The organism is Microbacterium sp. CFBP9034, assembly GCF_034045255.1.
In the GTDB taxonomy this organism is placed as follows: Bacteria; Actinomycetota; Actinomycetes; order Actinomycetales; family Microbacteriaceae; genus Microbacterium.
Window position 1 is genome coordinate 1,135,792 of record NZ_JAXCWC010000002.1, and the last position, 21,502, is coordinate 1,157,293.

Consider the following 21,502-nt stretch of genomic DNA (forward strand, 5'->3'; position numbering starts at 1 on the left):
GACACGCCGACAGCGTCCCTGTAGTCGGAGCCGGAAGCGGGGGACCGGCCCGGCGTCAGCCGCCGATGGCCGGCCGGCCGACGATAGGCCCGTTCCCGGTTCTCGTCAAGCCCCTCGGTGCCTCCGTGGCGCCGTTCTACTTTCACCCCACCGCCCACTTCTCCGAGGGCCCGACGGAGGGAACCGAGATGACTCACACAGCACGCCCCTGGCGCCTGCCCGTTGCCGCCGCGGCGGCGACAGCGGCCCTCCTCGTGACCGGGTGCGCGGTCGGCACGGGCGGCGGCGCCGACGAGGGATCGTACGACAGCGGCGCCGAACTCGAGGGCCCGCTGAGCGTCATGGGCTTCTCCGGCGTCGACGAAGTGGCGACGTCCCGCGTCGCGCTGGCCGAGGAGGAACTGGGCACGGGGGTCGATGTCAAGCTCATCGAGGGAGACCTCGACCTGCAGCAGTTCCTCTCGTCGGTGGCCAGCGGGGAACCGCCCGAGCTGCTCTACGCCAACCGCGATCAGATCGGCTCCCTCGCCGCGCGTGGGGCCATCATCCCGCTCACCAACTGCATCGAGGGCGAGGGGATCGACACCGGGATGTTCGTCGGACCGGCGCTCGAGCAGGTCACGCTCGACGGCACCGTGTACGGCATCCCCGAGTTCAACACGGTTCAGCTCACCATGGCCAACGCCGATCTGCTCGACGCGGCCGGCCTGACTCTCGACGACGTGAACGGGTCCGATTGGGAGGCGATGTCGGCGGCCAACAAGGCGCTCACGAAGTCCGAGGGCGGCGGGCTGTCGGTCATCGGCGTCGACAGCAAGCTGCCGGAGTTCATGCCGCTGTGGGCCAAGGCCAACGGAGTCGACCTCATCTCCGAAGACGGTCGCACGGCGAACCTCGACGACCCGGCCGTCGTCGAGGCGCTGACCTGGGCCGTCTCGATCTACGACGACCAGGGCGGGTTCAGCGCGGTGAAGGCGTTCCGGGACTCGGCCGACTTCTTCGGCGAAGGGAACCAGTTCGCCGTCGGCTCGCTCGGCGCTATGCCGATGGAGCAGTGGTACATCAACGTGCTCAACGACGTGTCGCCTGATGCTCCGCTCGCCTTCGACACGGTGCGCGACACCAGCGGGGCGCCGATCGCCTACGCTTCGGGGTCGGCGTGGGCCATTCCCTCGGGTACGGCGAACCCCGGTGCTGCCTGCCGCTGGGCTCGCGTGATGACCTCACCGGAGGCATGGCAGACCGCGGCTCAGGCTCGCATCGATGTGAGGACCGAGGAGGGCAAGCCGTTCACCGGCATCCTCACCGGCAACGCCGAGGCCGACGCCGCGATCCAGGGCATGGTGACCGAGGGCGGCGAACCCTGGGACACCGGCATCGCCAAGATGTACGAAGCCAATGAGGCCACGTTCTCGCTCCCGGCCAACCCCGCGGACGCGGAGTTCAAGAGCGCCCTGCAGGACGCGGTCAACTCGGTGCTCAACGGTCAGGCGAGCCCTGAGGAGGCGCTTGCGGAGGCCCAGCAGAAGGCGCAGACGGCGCTCGACGAGGGCTGGGCGAAGCTCGAGGAAGAGGGCTGACATGTCGGGCGCGACGGCGGTCACCCCGCGGTCACGGAAGGCCGAGCGCGGGGCGCCCGTCGACGCCGCTCACCGCCCGTCGCACCGTCGGGCGATGCGGCGGAACTTCCTGACCGCCCTCCTCTTCCTGTCGCCGTGGGTGATCGGGTTCCTCGTGTTCACCCTGTGGCCGCTGCTGTACAGCGCGTACCTGTCGTTCACCGACTACGACGTCATCAACGATCCGCAGTTCGTGGGCTTCGAGAACTACGCCACCCTGCTCTCCGACCCGAAGGTGGCACTCGCGCTGGCCAACACCTTCTTCTTCACACTCGTGCAGATCCCGCTCTACGTCGCCGTGTCGTTGACGCTCGCACTGCTGCTCAACCGTGCCGGGCGGGCCTCCGGGTTCTTCCGCACCGTGTTCTTCCTCCCCAAGATGACGCCGCCGGTCGCGATCGGCATCCTGTTCCTCCTGCTCTTCAACGGGCAGAACGGGCTCATCAACACGGTGCTCGGGTGGTTCGGCATCGACGGGCCGTCGTGGACCACCGACCCGGCATGGGTCAAGCCCGGCCTGATCATGATGAGCCTGTGGACCGTCGGCGCCTCGATCATCATCCTGCTCGCCGCCCTGCAGAACGTGCCGGAGGAGCTGTACGAGTCGGCCCGCCTGGACGGCGCCGGCTTCTGGCGGCAGTCCTTCAGCGTGACGATGCCGATGATCAGCCCGGCGATCTTCTTCATCGTCATCGTCAACACCATCGCCGGACTGCAGACATTCGACGAGGCGTATACGGCCTTCTTCGGTTCGGGCAACACGACGTACAGCAATGATGCCGCGCTCTTCTATGTGATCTACCTGTTCCAGCAGGCGTTCGAGTTCCTCCACATGGGGTACGCGTCTGCGATGGCGTGGCTGCTCTTCCTCATCATCATGGTGGTCACCGGGATCCAGCTGATCGTCTCCCGGCGGCTGGTCTACTACGAGGGCGAGGCGGCGAAATGACCGGCGTGCTGCCTCCGAACGTCCGCGACCAGGAGCGCGAACCCGATCCCGCTCGAGGCGAGCCGGCGACGCCGGCGGGAAAGTCGGGGCTGGGCTCGGACGACGGCCAGTCGCCTCCGCGCGAGCCGGCGCGCGCGACGCTGCCGGTGGGATCCCGGCCGGGGGTGCACAAGGCGCTCAAGGTCTCCCGGGTGATCGCGCTGAGCGTGCTCGCGGTGGTGTTCGCCTATCCGTTCGTGTGGCTCGTGAGCGCCTCGTTCAAGCCGCGCGGCGAAGTGTTCGACAACCGCCTCATCCCCAAGACGTTCACGCTCGACAACTACGTGAACGTCTGGCAGGAGGCGCCGCTGGGACTGTGGCTGCTCAACACCCTCATCGTGACGGTCCTGGCCTCGGTGACCGTGACCCTCTCGAGCGCCATGGTGGCCTGGGGATTCTCGTACTTCCGGTTCCGGGGCCGCGGCGTGCTGTTCGGCTTCGTGCTCGCGAGCATGATGCTGCCGGGCGCCGTCACCATGATCCCGACGTTCCTCATCTGGAACTCCCTCGGCGCCGTGGGCACGCTGACCCCGCTGTGGGCGCAGAATCTCTTCGGAAGCGCCTTCTACATCTTCCTGCTGCGTCAGTTCATGCTCGCGCTGCCGCGCGACCTGTTCGATGCCGCGCGCGTGGACGGGGCATCCCAGTGGGCCGTCTTCTGGCGTATCGCGCTCCCGCTCACGAAGCCGGCACTGGCGGTGACGCTGGTGTTCGAGATTCAGGCGGTGTGGACCGACCTCATGCGAGCCCTCATCTACCTGCGGGACTCGTCCACCTTCACGATTCCGCGAGGCCTCAAGTCGCTCGTGGACGCGTTCGGGTTCGGCGGCGAGTGGCACTGGGAGATCATCGTGACGGCGAGCGTCATCGCGACCATCCCGATGATCATCGTGTTCTTCGTGGGTCAGCGTCAGATCATCCAGGGGATCAGCACCTCGGGACTCAAGGGCTGAGCCGGCTCCGCCCGACCAGTGCGCGACCGTCACGGTCGCAGGATCACGAGCTCCTGGGTCGTGCGCGTCATCGCCACGTAGCGGTCGACGGCCCCCTCGATGCCGTCACCCAGCGCGTCCGGGTTCACGAGCACGACGAGGTCGAACTCGAGGCCCTTCGCGCTCGCCGGGGTCAGTGACCTCACCCGCTCCCTCTCGGGGAAGCGCGGGTCGCCGATGACGCACGCGACGCCCTGCGGATGCGCATGGAGCCACTCGTCCAGCACGCCGCCCAGATCGGCCACCGAGGCCCGCCGCACCGGGATGCCGGTCGAGCGGACCGAGGTCGGCACGTTCGCGTCCGGGACCGCCGTGCGGATGACCGGCTCGGCCTCGACCATGACCTCTTCGGGTGTCCGGTAGTTGATCCGCAGGGTGGCCAGCTCGACCGAGGAGAGCCCGATCCGTCCGAGCCGGTTCTCCCAGGACTCGGTGAAGCCGTGCCGGGCCTGAGCGCGGTCGCCGACGATCGTGAAGCTGCGCGAGGGGCACCGCCGCATCAGCATCAGCCACTCGGCATCCGTCAGCTCCTGCGCCTCGTCGACGATGACGTGGGCGAACGGACCGGCGAGCAGGTCGGGGTCGAGCGAGGGGAGCGCGGCCTCGTCGACGAGGCTGTTCCGCAGGTCATCGCCGTCGAGCCACTGGAGCATCTCGTCGCCCGCCTCCTTCAGCCGCTCCACGACCTGCGACATGTACTCGCGCTCCGCGGCGAGGGTCGCCTCACGGCGGCGGCGGCGCACCGAGGCCGCGGGATCGCCGAGGCGACGGCGCGCGGCATCCAGGAGCGGCACGTCCGAGACCGTACAGGCCCCCGGGTCCTGGCGCTGCAGCGTCGCCACGTCGTTCGCGGTGAGCCAGGGGGCGCAGCGGCGGAGATACGCCGGCACCGACCACAGGTCTGCGACGAGGACGGATGCCTCGACCAGCGGCCACGCGCGGTTGAAGGTGCGGGTGAGCTCCTCGCTCCGCGCGAGGGCGCGACGCACCAGGTGCAGCGGCACGTCCTCGTCCGGGAACCTGTCGGTGAGGATGTCGAGCACCGTGTCCCACACCTGGTCGCGCGCCTCGTTGTGCGGGGTGCCGGGCTCGGGCGAGGCGAACGCCTCTGCCCAATCCTGGGGGGTCAGCCGGAGCTCCGCCCACGGGGTCTCGACGGTCAACTCATGGACGGGAGGCTCCTCGTACAGCCGCACGGCGGGCTCGATGGCGTCGACCATGCGGGTGTCCGCCTTGAGCCGCGCAGCATCGGGGTCCGTCTCCGCACCCGCGCCGGCGCCCTCGGCCACGAGGTGACGCAGCGTGCAGGTCTGCACCGTCTCCTCACCGAGGCTGGGGAGCACATCCGCGACGTACGCGAGGTACGGTTCGTGGGGCCCGACGAACAGCACTCCGCCGCGACCCGCGCCGAGCCGGGGGTCGGAGTAGATCAGGTAGGCCGCCCGGTGCAGCGCCACCACGGTCTTTCCCGTTCCCGGACCGCCGTCCACCACCAGGGCACCCTCGGAGCCCGCGCGGATGACCGCGTCCTGATCGGCCTGGATGGTGCTGAGCACATCGCGCATGTGCGGCGAGCGGCTCGCGCCGAGGCTCGCGATGAACGCCGACTCGTCGTCGAGGGCGACGCCGTCGCGCGCACCGTCGAGGGTGAACACCTCGTCCCAGTAGTCACGGATCCGGCCGCCGCCCCAGCGATAGCGTCGGCGGCTGATCAGACCCATCGGCTGGGCATACGTGGCCGCGAAGTACGGCGCGGCGGCGGGCGCCCGCCAGTCGACGAGGAGGTGGCGGCCCTCGCCGTCCGTGAGTCCGAAGCGTCCGATGTACACCGGCTCCTCGCCGTGCCCGCCGACGATGCGGCCGAGGCACAGCTCCGCGCCGAACCGCCGAAGGGCGCGCAGGCGGGCGCTGAGGCGGTGGATCTCCAGGTCGCGCTCGAGTGCCTGCGATCCGGCTCCCGCCGCGGCTCGCCGCCAGGCCTCCAGCCGGGCGGAGTGATCGGCGATCTGCTGCTCCAGCGCCGCGGCGATCGCCGAGAGGTGCATTTCGTCGTCGGCGATGAGCCGCGGGTCGCTCTTGGTCGCGAGGCCCTCGGGCAGGTCGAACAGGGCGGTGGTGGTCACTCGGCGGCTCCCGGGTCCAGTCGCGCACGAGGAGGGGTCGTCGGTGCCCGATTCGCGGCGCGACCTGCGATTCTGCCGTACCGAGGGGGCCTTGCCGCAAGCCCCCCTCCGTCCGGGATAATGGAAGGGGACGGGATGCCGACTAGAGCGACTCCACTTCCCCCGTCGCCGGGCCGCTCGGCTCGGGCACGAGGTACAGTCCCGTCGGCGAGTTGGCCGTGTACGCCAGGGCATCGATCCACGCCATGTTGAGCCGGGGTCTGCGGCTGCCGTAGTACTTGTACATCAACGAGCACCGCGGATGGATCCAGACGGTCGTGCGCCCGTTGCCGATGCTCGCATCGTCCTTCCACGTGAAGTGGAAGGGCTCGCCGCGTCGCAGCTTCGTGCCGATCACCAGCTGGAGGTGTGCGAGCGTCCGGTCGTCGAAGTCGACCTTCACGGTGCCTTCGTAGACGAACTTACCCATGGCGCCCTCCGCATGCCGCCCGCGACCGCACGACCGTCAGAGGTTCCGCCAGGCCCGCCGGGGATTGCGCCGTCTGCGCCTCATTGTCCTCGCCGGAGGCGGCGGCGGCAATGGCTCGGCGCGCAGGGACGCCGAGGGTCCTCACCCGCACTCAGCGAGCCGCAATCGGTGCGCGATGCGGGATGGGGATCGGCTTGGAATCCGTCCGCCGATGCGCCGAGAGCCGGTGGGCCGCCGCAACCAGGACGTCACCCAGCGAGGGGAACTCCTCGACTCGTGGAAGGTCGTTCACCCACACCGTCTCGAACCCGCCCGTGGAGAGCTGCTCCACGGAGGCGATCAGCGTCTCATGCTGGTCGTCCGTCGTGCGATGGTCGCAGACCCGCCAGGTGCGCTCGCCCAGAGGGACGAGTTCCAGGCGGTGTATGGCATCCGCGGTCATGGTGATTTCCTCTGCTTCCTGGGGCTCCGCCCGCAGGCGCTTTCCGACCCTGGAAGCATCGGGTCGAGGTCGATTCGGGGTCGAGGGGGTTGACACCCATTGCGGCCCCCGGTAGCGAGGATCCATGCCCGTAGAAGAGAAGACACTCACCGCCGCCCTCGCCGTGGAACGGCTCCGCCTGGCCGAAGCTCGATTGGCACGCCGGCGTCAGACGCAGTGCGGTCCCAGCGAGACCGCGCGGGCGGCGATGCGCTACATCCTCGAGCGCGCCGACGACGGAAGCCCCGCCACCCCCACCGAGATCGCCGAGCACCTCGGCCTGGCCACAGCGTCGATGACCGGGATCCTTCATCGCCTGCGCGGAGGAGGCCTCATCACCTTCCAGCGCAATCCCGACGACGGCCGCAGCAAGCGCGTGGTGCCTGTCGACCGCTCGGCGGACATCGACGAGATCGACCCGCTCACCGCGCGGATCCGCGAGTTCGCCGGTGGGCTGACCGAGCGCGAGGCCGATCACGTCGCCCGGTTCCTGGAGGCGGTCACCGAGGCCGTGGACGGCGAATGCCTGTGAGCGAGGGCTAGACGGGCACCTGGTCGTTCGGCGCCGGCGTCGCGGCGGCCGGCTCGGGCAAAACGCTCAGCCCGTGGGCCCCGCTGGCGGCGATCATGAGGCTCTCGACCCATTCCCGGTTCAGCGCCGGCTGGCGGCTCCCGTAGAAGTGGAAGACGATGGGGACGGCCGGATGGATCCACAGGCTCCGAAGCCCAGAGGCCTCGGTGTGGTGGAAGAGGAACGGCTCGGCACGCCGCAGCTTGTTCATGAAGACGACCCGCAGGTGCGCCAGCGCCCGATCGTCGATGTCCAACGATTGACCGTCGCTGCCGTAAATCAGTCTTCCCACGTCTGCACCGTAGACGGTGCGGCGCGGTCGGCTAATTCCGGCTAGGAGGCCTAACTATCTCCCGCGCACCCCGGGCTCGGGGCGGGTTCTCGTCGGCGCACCGGATCGCGTATAACGGGAGGGTGGCCGAGAACGACATCGAGATCCGCGACATCCGCCCCGCTCACGCGGGGGAGGCGCTGACCCTTCAGCGAGCCGCGTTCGTCCAGGAGGCGCTGATCTACGACTCCGTGCAGATGCCGCCCCTCACCCAGACGCTGGACGAGCTGCGCGCCGAGCTCATCGAGAACCTCGGATGCGTCGCCCTCGACGGCGGTCGCATGATCGGCGCGGTGCGGGCCCGGCGCGACGGCGACCTGCTGCTCATCGGCCGTCTCGCGATCGCGCCGGACATGCAGGGGAGGGGGGTCGGGACCACGCTCCTCGAGGCGGTGGAGAGTCGTGGGGCGGACGCGGGATGCCGCGAGGCCGAGCTCTTCACCGGATCGCTGAGCGAGGCGAACCTGCGGCTGTACACCCGAGCCGGATACCGCGAGACCGAGCGGGTGCAGGAGGACGACGGCATCGAGCAGGTGTTCCTGCGCAAGGCGCTGCGCTGAGCGGATGTCGGACCCCGGTGCCAGGATGGTGCCATGCCGGAGTCGCCCGAAGTCCAGGCGCTCGCCGAATTCCTGGGCGAGCATGCGGCGGGGCACGCGATCCGAGAGGTCGACGTCCTTGAGTTCCGCTCGGTGAAGACGCGTGCCGCACCGCCCGCGACGCTGGTCGGCCATGCCGTCACGGGCGCAGATCGGCACGGCAAGCATGTGGCCCTCGCGATCGACGACGGCACCCGGCTGGTGGTGTCTCTCGGCCGATACGGCTGGGTGCGGTGGCGTGACGCCGAAGCGCCCCTCGCGCTTCCCGACGACGCCCCGCCCGCGCTCGCGAACTTCGGTCTCGACGGCGGAGACGCCTTCGAGGTGACGGATGCCGGCACCTGGGTCTCGCTCGGCCTCTTCGTCGTCGCCGACGTCGCCGACGTGCCGGCCATCGCGAAGCTCGGGCCCGATCCCGCCGATCCGGCGTTCTCCCCGCAGAACTTCGAAGCGGTTCTCGGGGGCCGCCGCAAGCAGATCAAGGCGATCCTGCAGGAGCAGGAGTCGATCGCGGGCATCGGGAACGCCTACTCCGACGAGATCCTCCACCTCGCACGGGTGTCGCCGGTCGCCCACGCGGCAGCGCTCGACGACGACACCCGTGCCCGGCTGTACGACGCCACCGTGCGCACCGTGCGCGACACCATCGACGCGCAGCGCGGCATCCCGATTCACCTGCTCAAGGCCGCGAAGGTCGCGGCCATGCGGGTGCACGGCCGGGGCGGAGAAGCCTGCCCGGTCTGCGGCGACACCATCCGCGACTTCGCCTTCGCCAGCACCACGGCCCAGTACTGCCCCACCTGTCAGACCGCGGGGGCCGAGCTGTGACACGGCCGAAGGCGACCTCGACGCGCTCGCACCGCGGGTAGCATGGGCGTCATGACGTCTTCGCAGCTTCCCACCCCCACCCTTCAGCCGGTCGCGGACGAGAAGAGCCTCCTCACCGTCGTCGAGTCCACCGGCTCGTGCTGCGGTGGCGGCAGCTGCAGCACCGACTGACCCGCCCCCGTGCGGAGTGAGACGCTGAGTCCGCTATGACCGACGAGCAGCTCCACATCACGCCGCGGGTCGCCCGCGTGCTGATGTCGGAAGAGGCCATCTACGGGCTCATCCTCGTATCCGGGATGATCGTGGTCAGCGGAACATCCGTCGGCACGTCGATCAATGCCCTGATCACCGTGGCGGTGACCGTGCTCGTGTTCTACGCCGCCCATGTCTACGCCGGCACTCTGGGCCGGCTCGCGGCGACCGACGGTCACGCCGGACTCGCGGCGAGCATCAGGTCATCCGTGCGGCAGTCCGGGGGCATGCTGCTCGCCGCCGTAGCGCCGTTGCTGGTGCTGCTGCTCGGCGCGGTGGGCCTCCTCGACGACGACACCGCGATCTGGACCGCGCTCGTCGTGAACACGATCATCCTCGGCGGCCTCGGCTGGACCGCTGTCGCCCGGTGGAGCACCCACTGGTGGCCCCGGCTGCTGAGCGCCCTCTTCACCGCGGCGTTCGGCGGGGTCCTGATCCTGCTCAAGGCCGTCATCCACCACTGATCTTGGCGACGTCCGTCGTCAGTCCACGGGCGAGAGCAGCGCATCCACGAGCGCGGGAGTCAGGCCCGGGACCTCGTCGACGGGAACCGCGAGCGCCTGCAGGGCCCTGCTGAAGTGGTTTCGCATGGCGGCGGCGAGCGTGATGTCGACGATCTGCCGGTCCGAGAAGCCCACCGCGCGGAGGCGCTCCGAGTCCGCGTCCGTCATGCTCGCCGGCGCTGTGGAGAGCTTCTCCGCGTACGCCATGACCGCGACGTCGGCGTCGTCGAGCCCGGCATCCGTGTAGTCGCGCGCGACCCGCTCGAGCTCCTCCTCCGTCATGAGCCCGGCGCGGAGTGTCTTGCGGCCGTGGGCGAGAAGGCAGTGCGGCGAGCCCACCGCCCGAGCAGCGGCGAGCGTCGCCAGCTCGTAGGTGCGCACGCCGATCGACGGCACGATGGCGGCAACCAGTGCCTCGAACGCCTGATGCGCCTCGGGATTGATCGCCATCGCCCGGGTGTGGGCGTAGACGAGTCCGTCTCGGCGGAGGTCGCCGTCGTACATATCGGCGACGTGACCGGTCGCTCGGTCGAGGGGTGGGGTCTGGACGATCATCGGACGCCTCCTGCGCACTGCCTGCCGGCGCCTCCAGAATGACGGATGCCCCGCCCTCCGTCGAGAGGGCGGGGCATCCAGGTCCTGCGTGTCAGTGGCCGACCGGCGCACCCATCGGCTGATCGGCGGGCTTGCGGATGAGGAACGCCCCCACGATCAGCGGCAGCGAGAGGATCGCGGCGATGAGGAACGCGGCCTGCGTGCCCGCCGCCTCGGCCGAGATCGCATCTGCGCCGGCGGCCGTCGCGCTCGCGGAGGCCGACGCCATGACCCCGAACATCAGGGCGATGCCCGCGGCGCCCGCGACCTGCTGCACCGTTCCCACGACCGCCGACCCGTAGGAGTAGAAGCGCGGCTGCAGCGACGCCAGAGACGCCGTGAACAGCGGGGTGAACGACAGGGCCAGGCCGATCGACAACACCGTGTGCGCGACCGTGATGATCCAGATGGGAGTGGTCGCCGTGTAGGTCGTGTAGAACCACAGCATGCCGGTGGTGATGACGGCGCCCGGGACCAGGAGCACGCGGGTGCCCCAGCGATCGTAGATGCGGCCGATCAGCGGGCCCGCGAGGCCCATCGCGAGCGCGCCGGGCAGGACGATAAGTCCAGTGTCGAGGGGCGACACCTGGACAACGCGCTGGAGGTACAGCGGCAGCACCGTGATCGCGCCGAAGAACGCCATCGACATGATCGCCATCTGGCCGATCGAGAGCGAGAAGTTGGCGGACCGGAAGACGCGCAGGTCGAGCAGCGCATCGTCCTTGCGCTGCAGCAGGATCTGACGCCAGGCGAAGAGGCCGAGAGCGACGATGCCGATCGTGAGCGACACGATCAGCGAGACGCGCGAGAGCGCGTCGGCCGCCGCGGCATCCGCTCCAGTCCCGTGCCCGCCGGCGCCGAGCTGACTGAGCCCGAAGACGAGCCCGCCGAAGCCGAAGGCCGACAGGATGACCGAGAGCACGTCGATGGGAGCGCGGGTCGTCTCGCCGATGTTGTGGATCCAGCGCGCGCCCACGGCGAGCGCGACGAGGGCGATGGGCAGGACGATGCCGAAGATCCAGCGCCACCCGACCGTGTCGAGCAGGGCGCCGGCCAGGGTGGGTCCGATCGCGGGCGCGAGGGAGATGACGATGCTGACGCGGCCCATCATTCGACCGCGGATCGCCGACGGCACGAGCGTCATGATCGTCGTCATGAGCAGCGGCATCATGATGGCGGTGCCCGACGCCTGGACCACCCGGGCGACCAGCAGCAGAGGGAAGCCGGGGGAGAGGAACGCGATCAGCGTGCCGGCCGAGAACAGGCCCATCGCGGCGATGAACATCGTGCGCGTGGTGAATCGGCGGAGCAGGAACCCGCTGATCGGGATGATCACGGCCATCGTCAGCATGAACGCCGTCGTCAGCCACTGGGCCGCCAGCGCGGTGATGCCCAAGTCGGTGATGAGGTGCGGGATCGCCACACCCATCGTGGTCTCGTTGAGGATCGCGACGAACGCGGCGCCGAGGAGCAGCCAGATGATGCGGCTGTCTTCGGGGCGCAGCATCGGGGTGGATGCTGCGGGCACGCGAATGCTGTCGGTTCCGGGGGATGTCTGGACGGCGGCCATAGGTCGTCTCCTCGGGGCTCGGTGGACAGCGATGAGCCACCCGAAGATGGCAAGCTCTCAGGCTAACGGCGAGCGCCGACATCCCATTCCCGATCCCACGAAGATCGTCGTCCGGAACGGGGCTTTCAGGTGAAGGGGATCAGCCCTCCAGCGTCTCCTCCGACGCCGGCCGATCCCACTTCTCGGTGCCGATCGCATCCGTCGAGTGCGGGGTCGGCTCTCGTTCCTCCACCGAGGTCGGCAGCGGATTGAGCAGCTCCTCCTCGGGGATGGCCTGGAGGGCGTCGATCTCCTTTCGGAGCGCCGCCAAGTCGGAGCCGTCGTGCGGCGGGGTGTCGGAGGGGGAGACCATGGTGTCAGCCTAGCCCTCGGGGGGAAGGCCGTCAGTAGGCTGGAAACGTGAGCATGCGCGGTGGCGGAGGGGGCGGCGGAGGTGGCGGTGGCGGGCACCCTGGCTTCCGCGGCGTCGACATCGAGGCGCAGCGCAAGCTCAACGCGGCGGCCCCCAAGATCCCGCATCTGAAGCAGCGCGTGGTCGGTCTCTTCCGGCCCTACGCGTGGCCTCTCGCCTTCACCGGTGTGCTGGTCGTGGTCGGTGCGGCCATCGCGGTCATCCCGCCGCTGATCGTGCAGCGGATCTTCGACGACGCGCTCTTCCCCATCGATGGCTCTCCGCCCGACATGCCGCTGCTGTGGCGTCTGGTCGCCCTCATGATCGTGCTGTTCCTGCTGTCGGCCGCGCTCGGCGTGGCGCAGACGTGGTTCACGTCGACCATCGGCAACAAAGTCACCGGCGACCTGCGCGTGACCCTCTTCGACCACCTCCAGGCGATGGAGCTCGGATTCTTCACGCGCACCAAGACGGGCGTCATCCAGTCCCGCCTCCAGAACGACGTGGGGGGCGTCTCGGGCGTGCTGACGAACACGTTCACGAGCATCCTCGGCAATGTCGTGACGGTCATCGCGTCGCTCATCGCCATGATCATCATCGACTGGCGTCTGACGCTGATCGCCGTCGTGATGATGCCGATCCTCGTCCTGGTCCAGCGGCGCGTCGGGCAGGTGCGGGCGCGGATCGCCGGCGAGACGCAGGAGTCGCTGTCGGAGCTCACCGCCATCACCCAGGAGACCTTGAGCGTCTCGGGCATCCTGCTGTCGAAGTCCTTCAACCGGCAGCGGGCGGAGTCGGCCCGGTACTCCGACGAGAACCGCAACCAGGTCCGGCTGCAGGTGCGCCGTGCGATGAGCGGCCAGGGATTCTTCGCCGTCGTCCAGGTGCTGATGGCGAGCGTGCCGGCGGTGATCTACCTCGTCTCGGGGTACTTCATCACCGGGGGCGACGTGGTGATCACCGCAGGCACCGTGGTCGCCTTCACCACCGTGCAGGCGCGGCTGCTCATGCCCCTCATGGGCCTGATGCGCGTCACGCTCGACCTGCAGACCTCCTCGGCGCTCTTCGCCCGCATCTTCGAGTACCTCGACCTCGAGCCCGCGATCCGCGACGCGCCCGACGCGATCCCGGTCGAGCGGGCGCCCGGGCCGATGGGGCGCATCGAGTTCCGCGACGTCGTCTTCCGCTATCCGGATGCCGGCAAGGACGCCCGTCCGACGCTTCAGGGCGTGACATTCACGGCCGAGCCCGGTCAGCACGTCGCGTTCGTCGGACCGTCGGGGGCGGGGAAGACGACTGTGATCTACCTGACCCCGCGCATGTACGAGGCATCCGGCGGTCAAGTGCTCTTCGCCGGGGCAGACGTCCGTACGCTCCAGCAGGACTCGATCATCGATCACATCGGCATCGTGTCGCAGGAGACCTACCTCTTCCACGCCTCGATCCGCGAGAACCTCCGCTACGCCAAGCCCGACGCCAGCGACGCCGAACTGGTGGAGGCCTGCCGAGCCGCGAACATCCACCACATCATCGAGGAGTTCGAGCAGGGCTACGACACCGTGGTGGGGGAGCGGGGGTACCGGCTCTCGGGCGGCGAGAAGCAGCGCATCGCGATCGCCCGCGTGCTGCTCAAGGATCCGCCCGTGCTGCTGCTCGACGAGGCCACCTCGGCGCTCGACACCGTCTCCGAACGCGTCGTGCAGGAGGCACTGGATGCCGCGGCCCGCGGCCGCACGACGCTCTCCATCGCGCACCGGCTGTCGACGGTGATCGCGGCGGATGTCATCCACGTCGTCGAGGCCGGCCGCATCGTCGAGTCGGGCACCCACGCGTCGCTCATCGAGCAGGGCGGGCTGTACGCCGAGCTCGCGGCGCAGCAGCTCGCCGCCTCGCGGATCCTCCAGGCCGAAGAGGAGGCGGAAGGGACCGCCGCGGGCGAGCAGACGGAGCGCCCGGCGCTCCCGGCGCCCGTCGAGGACCCCGTCCGCTTCGCCGCGGGCCCGGCGGCCGTGGAAGGCCCCGCCCGCTTCGCCGCCGGCGTCGTCGCCGGGCCCGGGTGGGTGCCCGGCGACGACCTCCCCGAGGCCTGAGTTCTCGCGGCCGGCCGGAGGTACGCTCGGCCGCGCAGCGGGGTTCAGTCCGCCCTCTGGCGCCGGTCTGCCACCCGCCTGCTGGTTGCCCAGATCAGGCGATCTGCCCCAGTCAGGACGGATCGGGCCCAATCCGTCCTGAACACGGCGGATCTCCTGACCTCGGCCGGGCGCACGCGCAGTGGCGGGCTGCTGCGTCGTCGGACCGCTGGTGCGCCCGCCTGTCCGGCTGTCTGCCCAGCTCAGGCGATCAGCCCGAGTCAGGACCATTCGGGCAGAACCCGTCCTGAACACGGCAGATCTCCTGACCTCGGCCGGGCGCACCCCGACCGGCCGCAACCCGACCGGCACCCCCCCCGGCACCCCCCCCGCAGCCCCCCAGGGCTACCAGAGCCGCGCGGCCGCGAGCGCCGGCGCCACGAGCTCGTCGAGCTCGCGCCCAGATCCCGCGTCGCGGGCCCACAGGTCCCGGGCGAACGCTCCGACCGCGCTCCGGTAGGCGTCGTCGGGGTGGTCGCCGGCCAGGCGCACGAGCGGGGGAAGGTCCATCGACTGGATGAGACGGACCCGGGATGCCGCGGCCTGCGTCTGGCCCGCGGCATCCAGCACCGCGATCCCACCGGCGAGGGCCTCGAGGTAATCGCGCAGCACGGGCAGCTCGCCCTTGTGCTGCGTGATGGACGAGCCGTCCGCGCGTTCGCGCCACTCCACGACGACGTCGGGGATCACGTCGAACGCCCGCGCGCTCGTGTACATCCGCTGCGCGAGCACCTGGTCCTCGTACGACTTCCCGACGGGGAACCGCAGGCCGGCCCGGCGCCAGAAGTCCATCCGGCTCACCTTGGACCACGCGACGATGTTGCCCGACGCGTCGGGATGCTCGTCGAGGGTCGTCCCCGTGCGGGCGGGGTCGGTCGCCGCGGCGACCCAGGGCTGCACCTCTCCTGCGCGGTAACCGCCGTCTCCATCCGGTCGCAGCCGCACGTACGCGCCGAGGGCGAAGTCGCTGCCGCTCTGGGCCACCGTGCCGACGAGGCGCTCGAGGGCGCGCGGGGTGAATCGGTCGTCGGCGTCGAGGAAGCCGACGAACGGAGTCTCCACGAGATCGAGCCCGGTGTTGCGGGCGGCGCTGAGGCCGGAGCGCGTGGCGTGGTGCACGACCGTGAAGCGCGGCTCCTGGGCGGCAGCGGCATCGAAGACGGCGCCGGTGTCGTCGATCGACCCGTCGTCGACGAGCACGGCCGTCCAGTCCGCCAGCGTCTGCGCGCGGAGCGAGTCGACCGCCTCCTGCGCGTAGTCCGCGACGTCGTGTCCGGGGACGATGACGGTCACGACGGGTGCGGGCGGCGAGGTCATCCGCCCGATTGTACGGCGCTGACGGATGCCGCGACCGCGTCGGCGACGGCATCCAGGGGCTGACGCAGCCGGTGGGGGAAGGTGAAGCGCACGGCGGTCTGCGCGACCTCGGGTGCGATGCCCATCGCGAGCAGCACGTGCGAGGGCTCGTCGCTCCCGGCCGCGCAGGCCGAGCCGCTGGAGGACACGACGCCACGCCGCTCGAGCTCGAGCAGCACCGCCTCGCCGCTCGTGCCGGCGAAGGTGAAGCTGGCCGTGCCGGGGAGTCGGTGCACCGGGTCTCCGGTCAGCTCCGACGTCGGGACGGTCGTCAGCACCCGGGCGACGAACCGATCGCGGATCACCGTGACGCGAGCGGATGCCTCGGCCCGGTCCGCCTCGGCGAGTTCGAGTGCGGTCGCCAGGCCCACGGCTCCGGCCACGTCCTCGGTGCCGCTGCGCCGGCCGCGCTCCTGGCCCCCGCCGTGCAGCAGGGGTTCCAGCGGGATGCGGCCCCGCACGCCGAGCACGCCGGTGCCCTTCGGCGCGCCGAGCTTGTGCCCGGCCAGCGAGATGGCGTCGACGCCGAGCTCGGCGGCCGAGAGCGGCAGCCAGCCGGCGGCCTGCACGGCGTCGATGTGCACGGGCACGCCGCGCTCGCGGGCGACGGCGGCGAGCGCGGCGACATCTTGCACCGTGCCGACCTCGTTGTTGGCGTACCCGATGCTCACGAGCGCGGTGTCGTCGCGGAGGGCGCGGGCCACGGCATCCGGATCCACCCGCCCGACGTGGTCGACGGGCACGCGCGTCGCGTCGAACCCGTGGATGCGCTCGAGGTAGCCGACCGACTCGAGGATCGACTCGTGCTCGATGGGCGTCGTCACGACGTGCCGGGCGCCGCGGTGCTCGCGGGCCCCGATCGCGATGCCCTTGACGGCCAGGTTGTTCGCCTCCGTGCCGCCGGACGTGAACACGATGTCGCTCGCGCGCAGGCCGAGCACCCGTGCCACGCGAGCCCGGGCATCGGCGAGGGCGTCGGCCGCATCCTCGCCGACGGTGTGGTGGCTCGACGGGTTGCCGAAGCGCTCGGTGAGGTACGGCATCATCGCCTCGAGCACTTCGGGGCGCAGCGGTGTCGTCGCGGCGTTGTCGAGGTAGAGCATGCTCACCGGCCGCGGCTCACGGGGCGTCGATGCGCACGTCGAGGCCGAGGTCGAGGGCCCGCGCGGAGTGAGTGAGGGCGCCGACCGAGATGACGTCGACGCCGGTCTCGGCGATGGCGCGCACGGTCTCGAGCGTCACCCCGCCCGAGGCCTCCACGATCGCCCGGCCGGCGACCTGCGACACGCCCGTCCGGAGGTCGTCGAGCGAGAAGTTGTCGAGCATGATCGTGCCCACGCCCGCGCCGAGCACCGGTTCGATCTGGTCGAGCCGGTCCACCTCCACTTCGACGTGGGTGGTGTGGGGGAGACGCGCGATCGCCCCCTGCAGCGCCGCTGTCACCGACAGGCCGGAGCGCGTCAGCACCGCGAGGTGGTTGTCCTTGGCCATGACGGCGTCGGACAGCGAGAAGCGGTGGTTGTGGCCGCCGCCGTTGACCACGGCGTGCCGCTCGAAGGCGCGGAGACCGGGCGTCGTCTTGCGGGTGTCGGCGATGCGCGCGCCGGTGTGCGCGACCTCGGCGACGTAGCTGCTCGTGAGCGTCGCGATGCCCGACATGCGCTGCACGAAGTTCAGTCCGATGCGCTCCGCGGTCAGCACTCCGCGGGCGGGCCCCGTGACGACCGCGAGCACGGCGCCGGGCGCGAACCATTCGCCGTCCTCGACGACGAGCTGCACGTCGATGCGCGGATCGGTGAGCCGGAACGCCGCGGCGAACACCTCCCCGCCGCTGAACACGCCGGACTCCCGGGCGACGAGGTCGGCGCGCGCGGTGGCGCTCTCGACGATGAGGTACTCGCTCGTGAGGTCTCCCCACGGCGCGTCTTCGTCGAGGGCGGCCGTGACGACGCGGTCGATGGTGGCGCGGGTCAGCATGCGACGGCTTCCTCGGGGTGCAGGGCGGATGATTCGTCCGGTGCCACGGCGTCGCGGCGGTAGTGCGCACCGACGGACTCCCGGCGTGCCCGGGCGGCGGCGACCAGCTGCTCGGCGACGGCCAGCAGATTCTCGTTCTCGTACTCGTGCTCGGTGCGCGGTGCGCGCTGCTGGAGGCGCCAGGCGGCGAGGACGGATGCCGCGTGCCCGAGGCCCGCCTCGTCGCGCACCAGTCCGGCGTCCTCCCAGAGCAGCTGCTGCAGGGCGGGGCGTGTGAAGGCCGGCGCGTCGGGCGACGGCTCCGCGGGCAGCCTCGGAGCCTCCCGCTCGTGGGCGACAGCCACCGGCCAGACGCCTGATGCCGTATCCGCCGCGATCGCGTCGCCCGCCCGAGCACCGAAGACCGCGCCCTCGAGCAGCGAGTTGGACGCCAGTCGGTTCGCGCCGTGCACGCCCGTGCGGGCGACCTCGCCCACCGCGTAGAGGCCGGGAAGCGTCGTGCGCCCGACGAGGTCGGTGGTCACGCCGCCCATGAGGTAGTGCGCCGCCGGGGTGACCGGGATGGGCTGGCGAGCCCAGTCGAGACCGCGGTCGTGGACGGCCCGGTCGATGGTCGGGAAGCGCCGGGCGAGGAAGGCGGCGCGGGCCGCGGCATCCGTCCCGTGCAGGTGCGTCGCGTCGAGGAACACCGGACGACCGTCCTGCAGGTCCATCTGATGGGCGATCGCCCGGGCCACGACGTCGCGCGGTGCGAGCTCGCCGTCGGGGTGGGCATCGAAGGCGAACCGGCGTCCGTGCTCGTCGACGAGGGTCGCGCCTTCGCCGCGCACGGCCTCGGACACGAGGAACGCCTCGCCCACGGCCAGGATCGTCGGGTGGAACTGGAAGAACTCGAGGTCGCGCACGTCGGCTCCGGCCCGCAGCGCAGCCGCGATCCCGTCGCCGGTGGCCACCGGGGGATTGGTGGAGTGCGCGTACAGCTCGCCCGCCCCGCCGGTGGCGAGCACCACGGCGTCGGCCGCGATCGTCTCACGGCGTCCGGCCACGGCGGGCGAGTGGGCGGTGGCGGCGTGGTCGTCGACGAGCAGTTCGACGCCGCGCACCCGGCCGCCGTCGAGGACGAGGTCGACGAGGAACGCGTGCTCGACGACGCGCACGCGGCTGGCGCGCAGCCGGGCGACCAGCGCCTTCTCGATCGCCGTTCCCGTCGCGTCGCCGCCGGAGTGGAGGATGCGCGGGTACGAGTGCGCGGCCTCGAGGCCCTTGACGAAGCCGCCCTCGGCATCGAGGTCGAACGCCACGCCGAGGTCGACGAGCTCGCGGATCCGGGCCGGGCCCTCCTCGGCGAGCACGCGGACCGCCTCGGGGTCGCTGAGCCCGGCGCCGGCGACGAGGGTGTCGCGGATGTGGTCCTCGACGTGGTCGTCGTCGAACATCACGCCGGCGATCCCGCCCTGGGCGAACCGGGTGTTCGCGTGCTCGAGCACGTCCTTGGTCACGAGGGTCGCGCGGCAGCCGCGGTCGACGGCGTGCAGCGCCACCGTCAGCCCGGCGATGCCGCTGCCCACCACGACGACGTGGACCGCGGAGCCCTCGGCCGCCGACGTCATGAGGCGTGCTCCCACGCGGCCGCCGGCGCCTCGGGCGGCTTCGCGGCGAGCATGCGCTCGAGCGCCACGCGGGCCGGGTCGGCGACGTCCTGAGGAACCGTGATGCGGTTGAGCACCTGGCCGGCGACGAGCCCTTCGAGGACCCACGCCAGGTAGCCCGGGTGGATGCGGTACATGGTGGAGCACGGGCACACCACCGGGTCGAGGCAGAAGATCTCGTGCTGGGGGTACTGCGCCGCGAGGCGCTGCACCATGTTGACCTCGGTGCCGATGGCGAAGGTGGTGGGCTCGGTCGCCGCCTCGATCGCGCGGCGGATGTAGTCGGTCGAGCCCGACTCGTCGGCCGCGTCGACGACGTCCATCGGGCACTCGGGGTGCACGATGACCCGCACCCCGGGGTGCTCGGCGCGCGCCTTGTCGATCTGCGCGACGCTGAAGCGGCGGTGCACCGAGCAGAAGCCGTGCCACAGGATCACCCGGCTGTCGACGAGCTCCGCAGCGGATGCCCCGCCCAGCGGCTTGCGCGGGTTCCACATGGGCATCTGCTCGAGGGGGACCCCCATCGCCTTCGCGGTGTTGCGGCCCAGGTGCTGGTCGGGGAAGAACAGCACGCGGCGGCCGCGCTGGAACGCCCACTCGAGCACGGTGCGGGCGTTCGACGAGGTGCACACGATGCCGCCGTGCCGCCCGACGAAGCCCTTGATGGCGGCCGACGAGTTCATGTAGGTCACGGGGATCACGGGCACCCGGCCCTCGGCATCCGCCTGATCCATGTCGCCGTACACCTCGGCGAGCTGCTCCCAGCACTCCTCGACCTGGTCGATGTCGGCCATGTCGGCCATCGAGCAGCCGGCGGCGAGGTTCGGGAGGATGACCGCCTGCTCCGGTCCCGACAGCAGGTCGGCGGTCTCCGCCATGAAGTGCACACCGCAGAAGACGATCGCCTCCGCCTCGGGGTGTTCCTTCGCGGCGTTCGCCAGCTGGAACGAGTCGCCCACGTAGTCGGCGTGCTCGATCACCTCTTCCCGCTGGTAGAAGTGCCCGAGCACCACGGCGCGCTCGCCGAGCGTCGCCTTGGCGGCACGGATGCGATCGGCGAGCTCGTGCTCGGACGCGTCGCGGTACGACTGCGGCAGCTCGCCCTGGCGCGGCGAGCCGGTCGGGATGACGTCGCCCATGGAGGATCCGGGACCGTAGCCGGGACGGATGTCGAAGTCCCACGGCCCCGAGGCGAGATCCGTGTTGCACGTCTCGGCGGTCGATGCCCCGGCCACGATCGCCTGGATCGCGTGATCGACGGACGCATCCACGTCGGGTCGGGGCTGCAGCGTGATGTTCACGGCGGACATGGCGGACTCTTTCAGTGACGGGAGTCGAGCGGGCCGCTGTCGGACAGCTCGACGTCCTGGTTGTAGCGGTACAGCCGGGCGGGCCGGTGACTGCCGGTGCGGAAGCGGTCGGTCGGGATGAGGGTGCCGGAGTTCTCGACCTGGCGCCGGAAGTTCGCGGGGTCGAGGCGACGGCCGAGGATCGACTCGTACACCTCTCTCAGCTCGGCGAGCGTGAACTCGTCGGCGAGGAGGCCGTGCGCAATGCGGCTGTAGCCCACCTTGTTGCGCAGACGCCACAGCGCGTAGTCGACGATCACGTTGTGGTCGAAGGCGAGTTGCGGAAGCGCGGCGGCGTCGAACCAGGCGACGTTCTCATCGCTCGCGTCGGGCACCTCGTCGGGGCGCAGCAGCGCCCAGTAGACGATCGACACCACCCGGGTGGGGGAGCGGTCCACCGCGCCGAACGCGTACAGCTGCTCGAGAAAGCTCGGTGCCAGCCCGGTGGTCTCGCCGAGGGTGCGGGATGCCGCGGCATCCAGTCCCTCCGCCACGTCGAGCCAGCCGCCCGGAAGCGCCCACAGACCCTCGTGCGGGTCACGGGTGCGGCGCACGAGCGGCAGCACGACGCTCGCGGAGTCGGCGCCCGGGAGCCGCCGCAGCGTGAAGATCACCGTGGAGACGGCGACGCGCGTCGCATCGACGGCCGAGGCATCGGCCGTCGCGGGGGTGAGGGTGCTGGTTCTGGTCATGGTGACTATTACTCCGCATCCATCTTAGTGTCACTTTGA

At 70.7% G+C, this 21,502-nt stretch carries 21 protein-coding genes; 8 read left to right on the plus strand and 13 right to left on the minus strand.

Translation table 11 applies throughout. The annotated features are described in order from the left end of the window. Nucleotides 1-188: 188 nt before the first annotated feature. From SOM19_RS16600 to SOM19_RS16610, 3 genes are read left to right on the plus strand one after another with little or no spacing between them, the layout of a single operon-like run. On the plus strand, nucleotides 189-1,580 hold the full coding sequence (locus SOM19_RS16600) for an extracellular solute-binding protein (RefSeq protein ID WP_320487689.1): 1,392 nt from the start codon (nucleotides 189-191) through the stop codon (nucleotides 1,578-1,580). Between the two features lies 1 nt (nucleotide 1,581). Next, complete coding sequence (locus SOM19_RS16605) at nucleotides 1,582-2,568, plus strand: carbohydrate ABC transporter permease (protein ID WP_320487690.1); 987 nt, start codon at nucleotides 1,582-1,584, stop codon at nucleotides 2,566-2,568. After that, nucleotides 2,565-3,560, plus strand: a complete 996-nt coding sequence (locus SOM19_RS16610; protein WP_320487691.1) for a carbohydrate ABC transporter permease — start codon at nucleotides 2,565-2,567, stop codon at nucleotides 3,558-3,560. Before SOM19_RS16605 ends, SOM19_RS16610 begins: the two co-directional genes overlap by 4 nt. Before the next feature lie 29 nt (nucleotides 3,561-3,589). On the opposite strand, the gene helR is transcribed toward SOM19_RS16610, so the two are convergent. The 3 genes from helR to SOM19_RS16625 form a co-directional block, all read right to left on the minus strand. Then, nucleotides 3,590-5,722, minus strand: coding sequence for an RNA polymerase recycling motor ATPase HelR (gene helR, locus SOM19_RS16615; RefSeq protein WP_320487692.1), 2,133 nt, complete (start codon nucleotides 5,720-5,722; stop codon nucleotides 3,590-3,592). A gap of 142 nt (nucleotides 5,723-5,864) precedes the next feature. Then, complete coding sequence (locus tag SOM19_RS16620) at nucleotides 5,865-6,191, minus strand: DUF7882 family protein (RefSeq protein WP_320487693.1); 327 nt, start codon at nucleotides 6,189-6,191, stop codon at nucleotides 5,865-5,867. Nucleotides 6,192-6,342: 151 nt separating this feature from the next. After that, nucleotides 6,343-6,633, minus strand: a complete 291-nt coding sequence (locus SOM19_RS16625) for a hypothetical protein (protein ID WP_320487694.1) — start codon at nucleotides 6,631-6,633, stop codon at nucleotides 6,343-6,345. A gap of 124 nt (nucleotides 6,634-6,757) precedes the next feature. Between SOM19_RS16625 and SOM19_RS16630 the strand changes: the two genes are divergently transcribed. Next, nucleotides 6,758-7,204, plus strand: a complete 447-nt coding sequence (locus tag SOM19_RS16630; RefSeq protein WP_320487695.1) for a MarR family winged helix-turn-helix transcriptional regulator — start codon at nucleotides 6,758-6,760, stop codon at nucleotides 7,202-7,204. Nucleotides 7,205-7,211: 7 nt separating this feature from the next. On the opposite strand, the gene SOM19_RS16635 is transcribed toward SOM19_RS16630, so the two are convergent. Beyond that, on the minus strand, nucleotides 7,212-7,535 hold the full coding sequence (locus tag SOM19_RS16635) for a DUF7882 family protein (protein WP_320487696.1): 324 nt from the start codon (nucleotides 7,533-7,535) through the stop codon (nucleotides 7,212-7,214). A 122-nt stretch (nucleotides 7,536-7,657) separates the two neighbouring features. Between SOM19_RS16635 and SOM19_RS16640 the strand changes: the two genes are divergently transcribed. From SOM19_RS16640 to SOM19_RS16650, 3 genes are all read left to right on the plus strand, one after another. After that, nucleotides 7,658-8,134 carry a GNAT family N-acetyltransferase gene (locus SOM19_RS16640; protein WP_320487697.1) on the plus strand — a complete coding sequence of 159 codons (477 nt, stop codon included), beginning with the start codon at nucleotides 7,658-7,660 and terminating at the stop codon, nucleotides 8,132-8,134. A 33-nt stretch (nucleotides 8,135-8,167) separates the two neighbouring features. Then, a complete protein-coding gene (locus SOM19_RS16645) occupies nucleotides 8,168-9,001 on the plus strand; it encodes a DNA-formamidopyrimidine glycosylase family protein (RefSeq protein ID WP_320487698.1) in 834 nt (277 codons plus the stop codon). Nucleotides 9,002-9,207: 206 nt separating this feature from the next. Next, entirely contained in the window at nucleotides 9,208-9,717 is a 510-nt protein-coding gene (locus SOM19_RS16650; RefSeq protein ID WP_320487699.1) for a hypothetical protein, read from the plus strand. Between the two features lie 18 nt (nucleotides 9,718-9,735). Here the strand turns inward: SOM19_RS16650 and SOM19_RS16655 are convergent, their stop codons facing one another. The 3 genes from SOM19_RS16655 to SOM19_RS16665 all read right to left on the minus strand — a co-directional run bounded on the left by SOM19_RS16655 (nucleotide 9,736) and on the right by SOM19_RS16665 (nucleotide 12,272). Beyond that, on the minus strand, nucleotides 9,736-10,311 hold the full coding sequence (locus SOM19_RS16655; RefSeq protein ID WP_320487700.1) for a carboxymuconolactone decarboxylase family protein: 576 nt from the start codon (nucleotides 10,309-10,311) through the stop codon (nucleotides 9,736-9,738). 91 nt (nucleotides 10,312-10,402) lie between these two features. Next, nucleotides 10,403-11,920 (minus strand): DHA2 family efflux MFS transporter permease subunit, encoded by a 1,518-nt coding sequence (locus tag SOM19_RS16660; RefSeq protein WP_320487701.1) that lies wholly within the window; start codon nucleotides 11,918-11,920, stop codon nucleotides 10,403-10,405. A 139-nt stretch (nucleotides 11,921-12,059) separates the two neighbouring features. Next, nucleotides 12,060-12,272 carry a hypothetical protein gene (locus SOM19_RS16665; RefSeq protein WP_320487702.1) on the minus strand — a complete coding sequence of 71 codons (213 nt, stop codon included), beginning with the start codon at nucleotides 12,270-12,272 and terminating at the stop codon, nucleotides 12,060-12,062. Nucleotides 12,273-12,325: 53 nt separating this feature from the next. On the opposite strand from SOM19_RS16665, the gene SOM19_RS16670 reads away from it, so the two are divergent. Then, nucleotides 12,326-14,401, plus strand: a complete 2,076-nt coding sequence (locus SOM19_RS16670; protein WP_320487764.1) for an ABC transporter ATP-binding protein — start codon at nucleotides 12,326-12,328, stop codon at nucleotides 14,399-14,401. A gap of 384 nt (nucleotides 14,402-14,785) precedes the next feature. Here SOM19_RS16670 and SOM19_RS16675 read toward each other — a convergent pair whose 3' ends face one another. Genes SOM19_RS16675 through SOM19_RS16700 form a run of 6 tightly spaced genes read right to left on the minus strand, consistent with a single transcriptional unit; the run spans nucleotide 14,786 to nucleotide 21,463 of the window. Further along, nucleotides 14,786-15,757, minus strand: a complete 972-nt coding sequence (locus tag SOM19_RS16675) for a glycosyltransferase family 2 protein (RefSeq protein WP_320487703.1) — start codon at nucleotides 15,755-15,757, stop codon at nucleotides 14,786-14,788. Further along, nucleotides 15,754-16,899, minus strand: a complete 1,146-nt coding sequence (locus SOM19_RS16680; protein ID WP_320487765.1) for a cysteine desulfurase family protein — start codon at nucleotides 16,897-16,899, stop codon at nucleotides 15,754-15,756. The genes SOM19_RS16675 and SOM19_RS16680 overlap by 4 nt, the downstream gene beginning before the upstream one ends. A gap of 16 nt (nucleotides 16,900-16,915) precedes the next feature. After that, the gene (gene nadC / locus SOM19_RS16685; protein ID WP_320487704.1) at nucleotides 16,916-17,773 is read right to left on the minus strand and encodes a carboxylating nicotinate-nucleotide diphosphorylase; all 858 of its coding nucleotides are present in this window, start codon (nucleotides 17,771-17,773) and stop codon (nucleotides 16,916-16,918) included. Continuing rightward, on the minus strand, nucleotides 17,767-19,383 hold the full coding sequence (gene nadB / locus SOM19_RS16690; protein ID WP_320487705.1) for an L-aspartate oxidase: 1,617 nt from the start codon (nucleotides 19,381-19,383) through the stop codon (nucleotides 17,767-17,769). The genes nadC and nadB overlap by 7 nt, the downstream gene beginning before the upstream one ends. After that, the gene (gene nadA / locus SOM19_RS16695; RefSeq protein ID WP_320487706.1) at nucleotides 19,380-20,732 is read right to left on the minus strand and encodes a quinolinate synthase NadA; all 1,353 of its coding nucleotides are present in this window, start codon (nucleotides 20,730-20,732) and stop codon (nucleotides 19,380-19,382) included. The genes nadB and nadA overlap by 4 nt, the downstream gene beginning before the upstream one ends. An 11-nt stretch (nucleotides 20,733-20,743) precedes the next feature. Beyond that, nucleotides 20,744-21,463 (minus strand): NUDIX hydrolase, encoded by a 720-nt coding sequence (locus tag SOM19_RS16700; RefSeq protein ID WP_320487707.1) that lies wholly within the window; start codon nucleotides 21,461-21,463, stop codon nucleotides 20,744-20,746. Between the last annotated feature and the right edge of the window lie 39 nt (nucleotides 21,464-21,502).

Excerpts from the sequence above, each read along its gene's own strand:
- SOM19_RS16660 (WP_320487701.1), bottom strand. The coding sequence starts at position 11,920 with ATGGCCGCCGTCCAGACATCCCCCGGAACCGACAGCATTCGCGTGCCC.
- nadC (WP_320487704.1), bottom strand. The coding sequence starts at position 17,773 with ATGCTGACCCGCGCCACCATCGACCGCGTCGTCACGGCCGCCCTCGAC.
- SOM19_RS16700 (WP_320487707.1), bottom strand. The coding sequence starts at position 21,463 with ATGACCAGAACCAGCACCCTCACCCCCGCGACGGCCGATGCCTCGGCC.
- SOM19_RS16645 (WP_320487698.1), top strand. The coding sequence starts at position 8,168 with ATGCCGGAGTCGCCCGAAGTCCAGGCGCTCGCCGAATTCCTGGGCGAG.
- SOM19_RS16655 (WP_320487700.1), bottom strand. The coding sequence starts at position 10,311 with ATGATCGTCCAGACCCCACCCCTCGACCGAGCGACCGGTCACGTCGCC.
- SOM19_RS16650 (WP_320487699.1), top strand. The coding sequence starts at position 9,208 with ATGACCGACGAGCAGCTCCACATCACGCCGCGGGTCGCCCGCGTGCTG.
- SOM19_RS16620 (WP_320487693.1), bottom strand. The coding sequence starts at position 6,191 with ATGGGTAAGTTCGTCTACGAAGGCACCGTGAAGGTCGACTTCGACGAC.
- SOM19_RS16680 (WP_320487765.1), bottom strand. The coding sequence starts at position 16,899 with ATGCTCTACCTCGACAACGCCGCGACGACACCGCTGCGCCCCGAAGTG.
- SOM19_RS16610 (WP_320487691.1), top strand. The coding sequence starts at position 2,565 with ATGACCGGCGTGCTGCCTCCGAACGTCCGCGACCAGGAGCGCGAACCC.
- SOM19_RS16600 (WP_320487689.1), top strand. The coding sequence starts at position 189 with ATGACTCACACAGCACGCCCCTGGCGCCTGCCCGTTGCCGCCGCGGCG.
- SOM19_RS16670 (WP_320487764.1), top strand. The coding sequence starts at position 12,326 with ATGCGCGGTGGCGGAGGGGGCGGCGGAGGTGGCGGTGGCGGGCACCCT.
- SOM19_RS16665 (WP_320487702.1), bottom strand. The coding sequence starts at position 12,272 with ATGGTCTCCCCCTCCGACACCCCGCCGCACGACGGCTCCGACTTGGCG.
- SOM19_RS16675 (WP_320487703.1), bottom strand. The coding sequence starts at position 15,757 with ATGACCTCGCCGCCCGCACCCGTCGTGACCGTCATCGTCCCCGGACAC.
- nadA (WP_320487706.1), bottom strand. The coding sequence starts at position 20,732 with ATGTCCGCCGTGAACATCACGCTGCAGCCCCGACCCGACGTGGATGCG.
- SOM19_RS16625 (WP_320487694.1), bottom strand. The coding sequence starts at position 6,633 with ATGACCGCGGATGCCATACACCGCCTGGAACTCGTCCCTCTGGGCGAG.
- nadB (WP_320487705.1), bottom strand. The coding sequence starts at position 19,383 with ATGACGTCGGCGGCCGAGGGCTCCGCGGTCCACGTCGTCGTGGTGGGC.
- SOM19_RS16630 (WP_320487695.1), top strand. The coding sequence starts at position 6,758 with ATGCCCGTAGAAGAGAAGACACTCACCGCCGCCCTCGCCGTGGAACGG.
- SOM19_RS16605 (WP_320487690.1), top strand. The coding sequence starts at position 1,582 with ATGTCGGGCGCGACGGCGGTCACCCCGCGGTCACGGAAGGCCGAGCGC.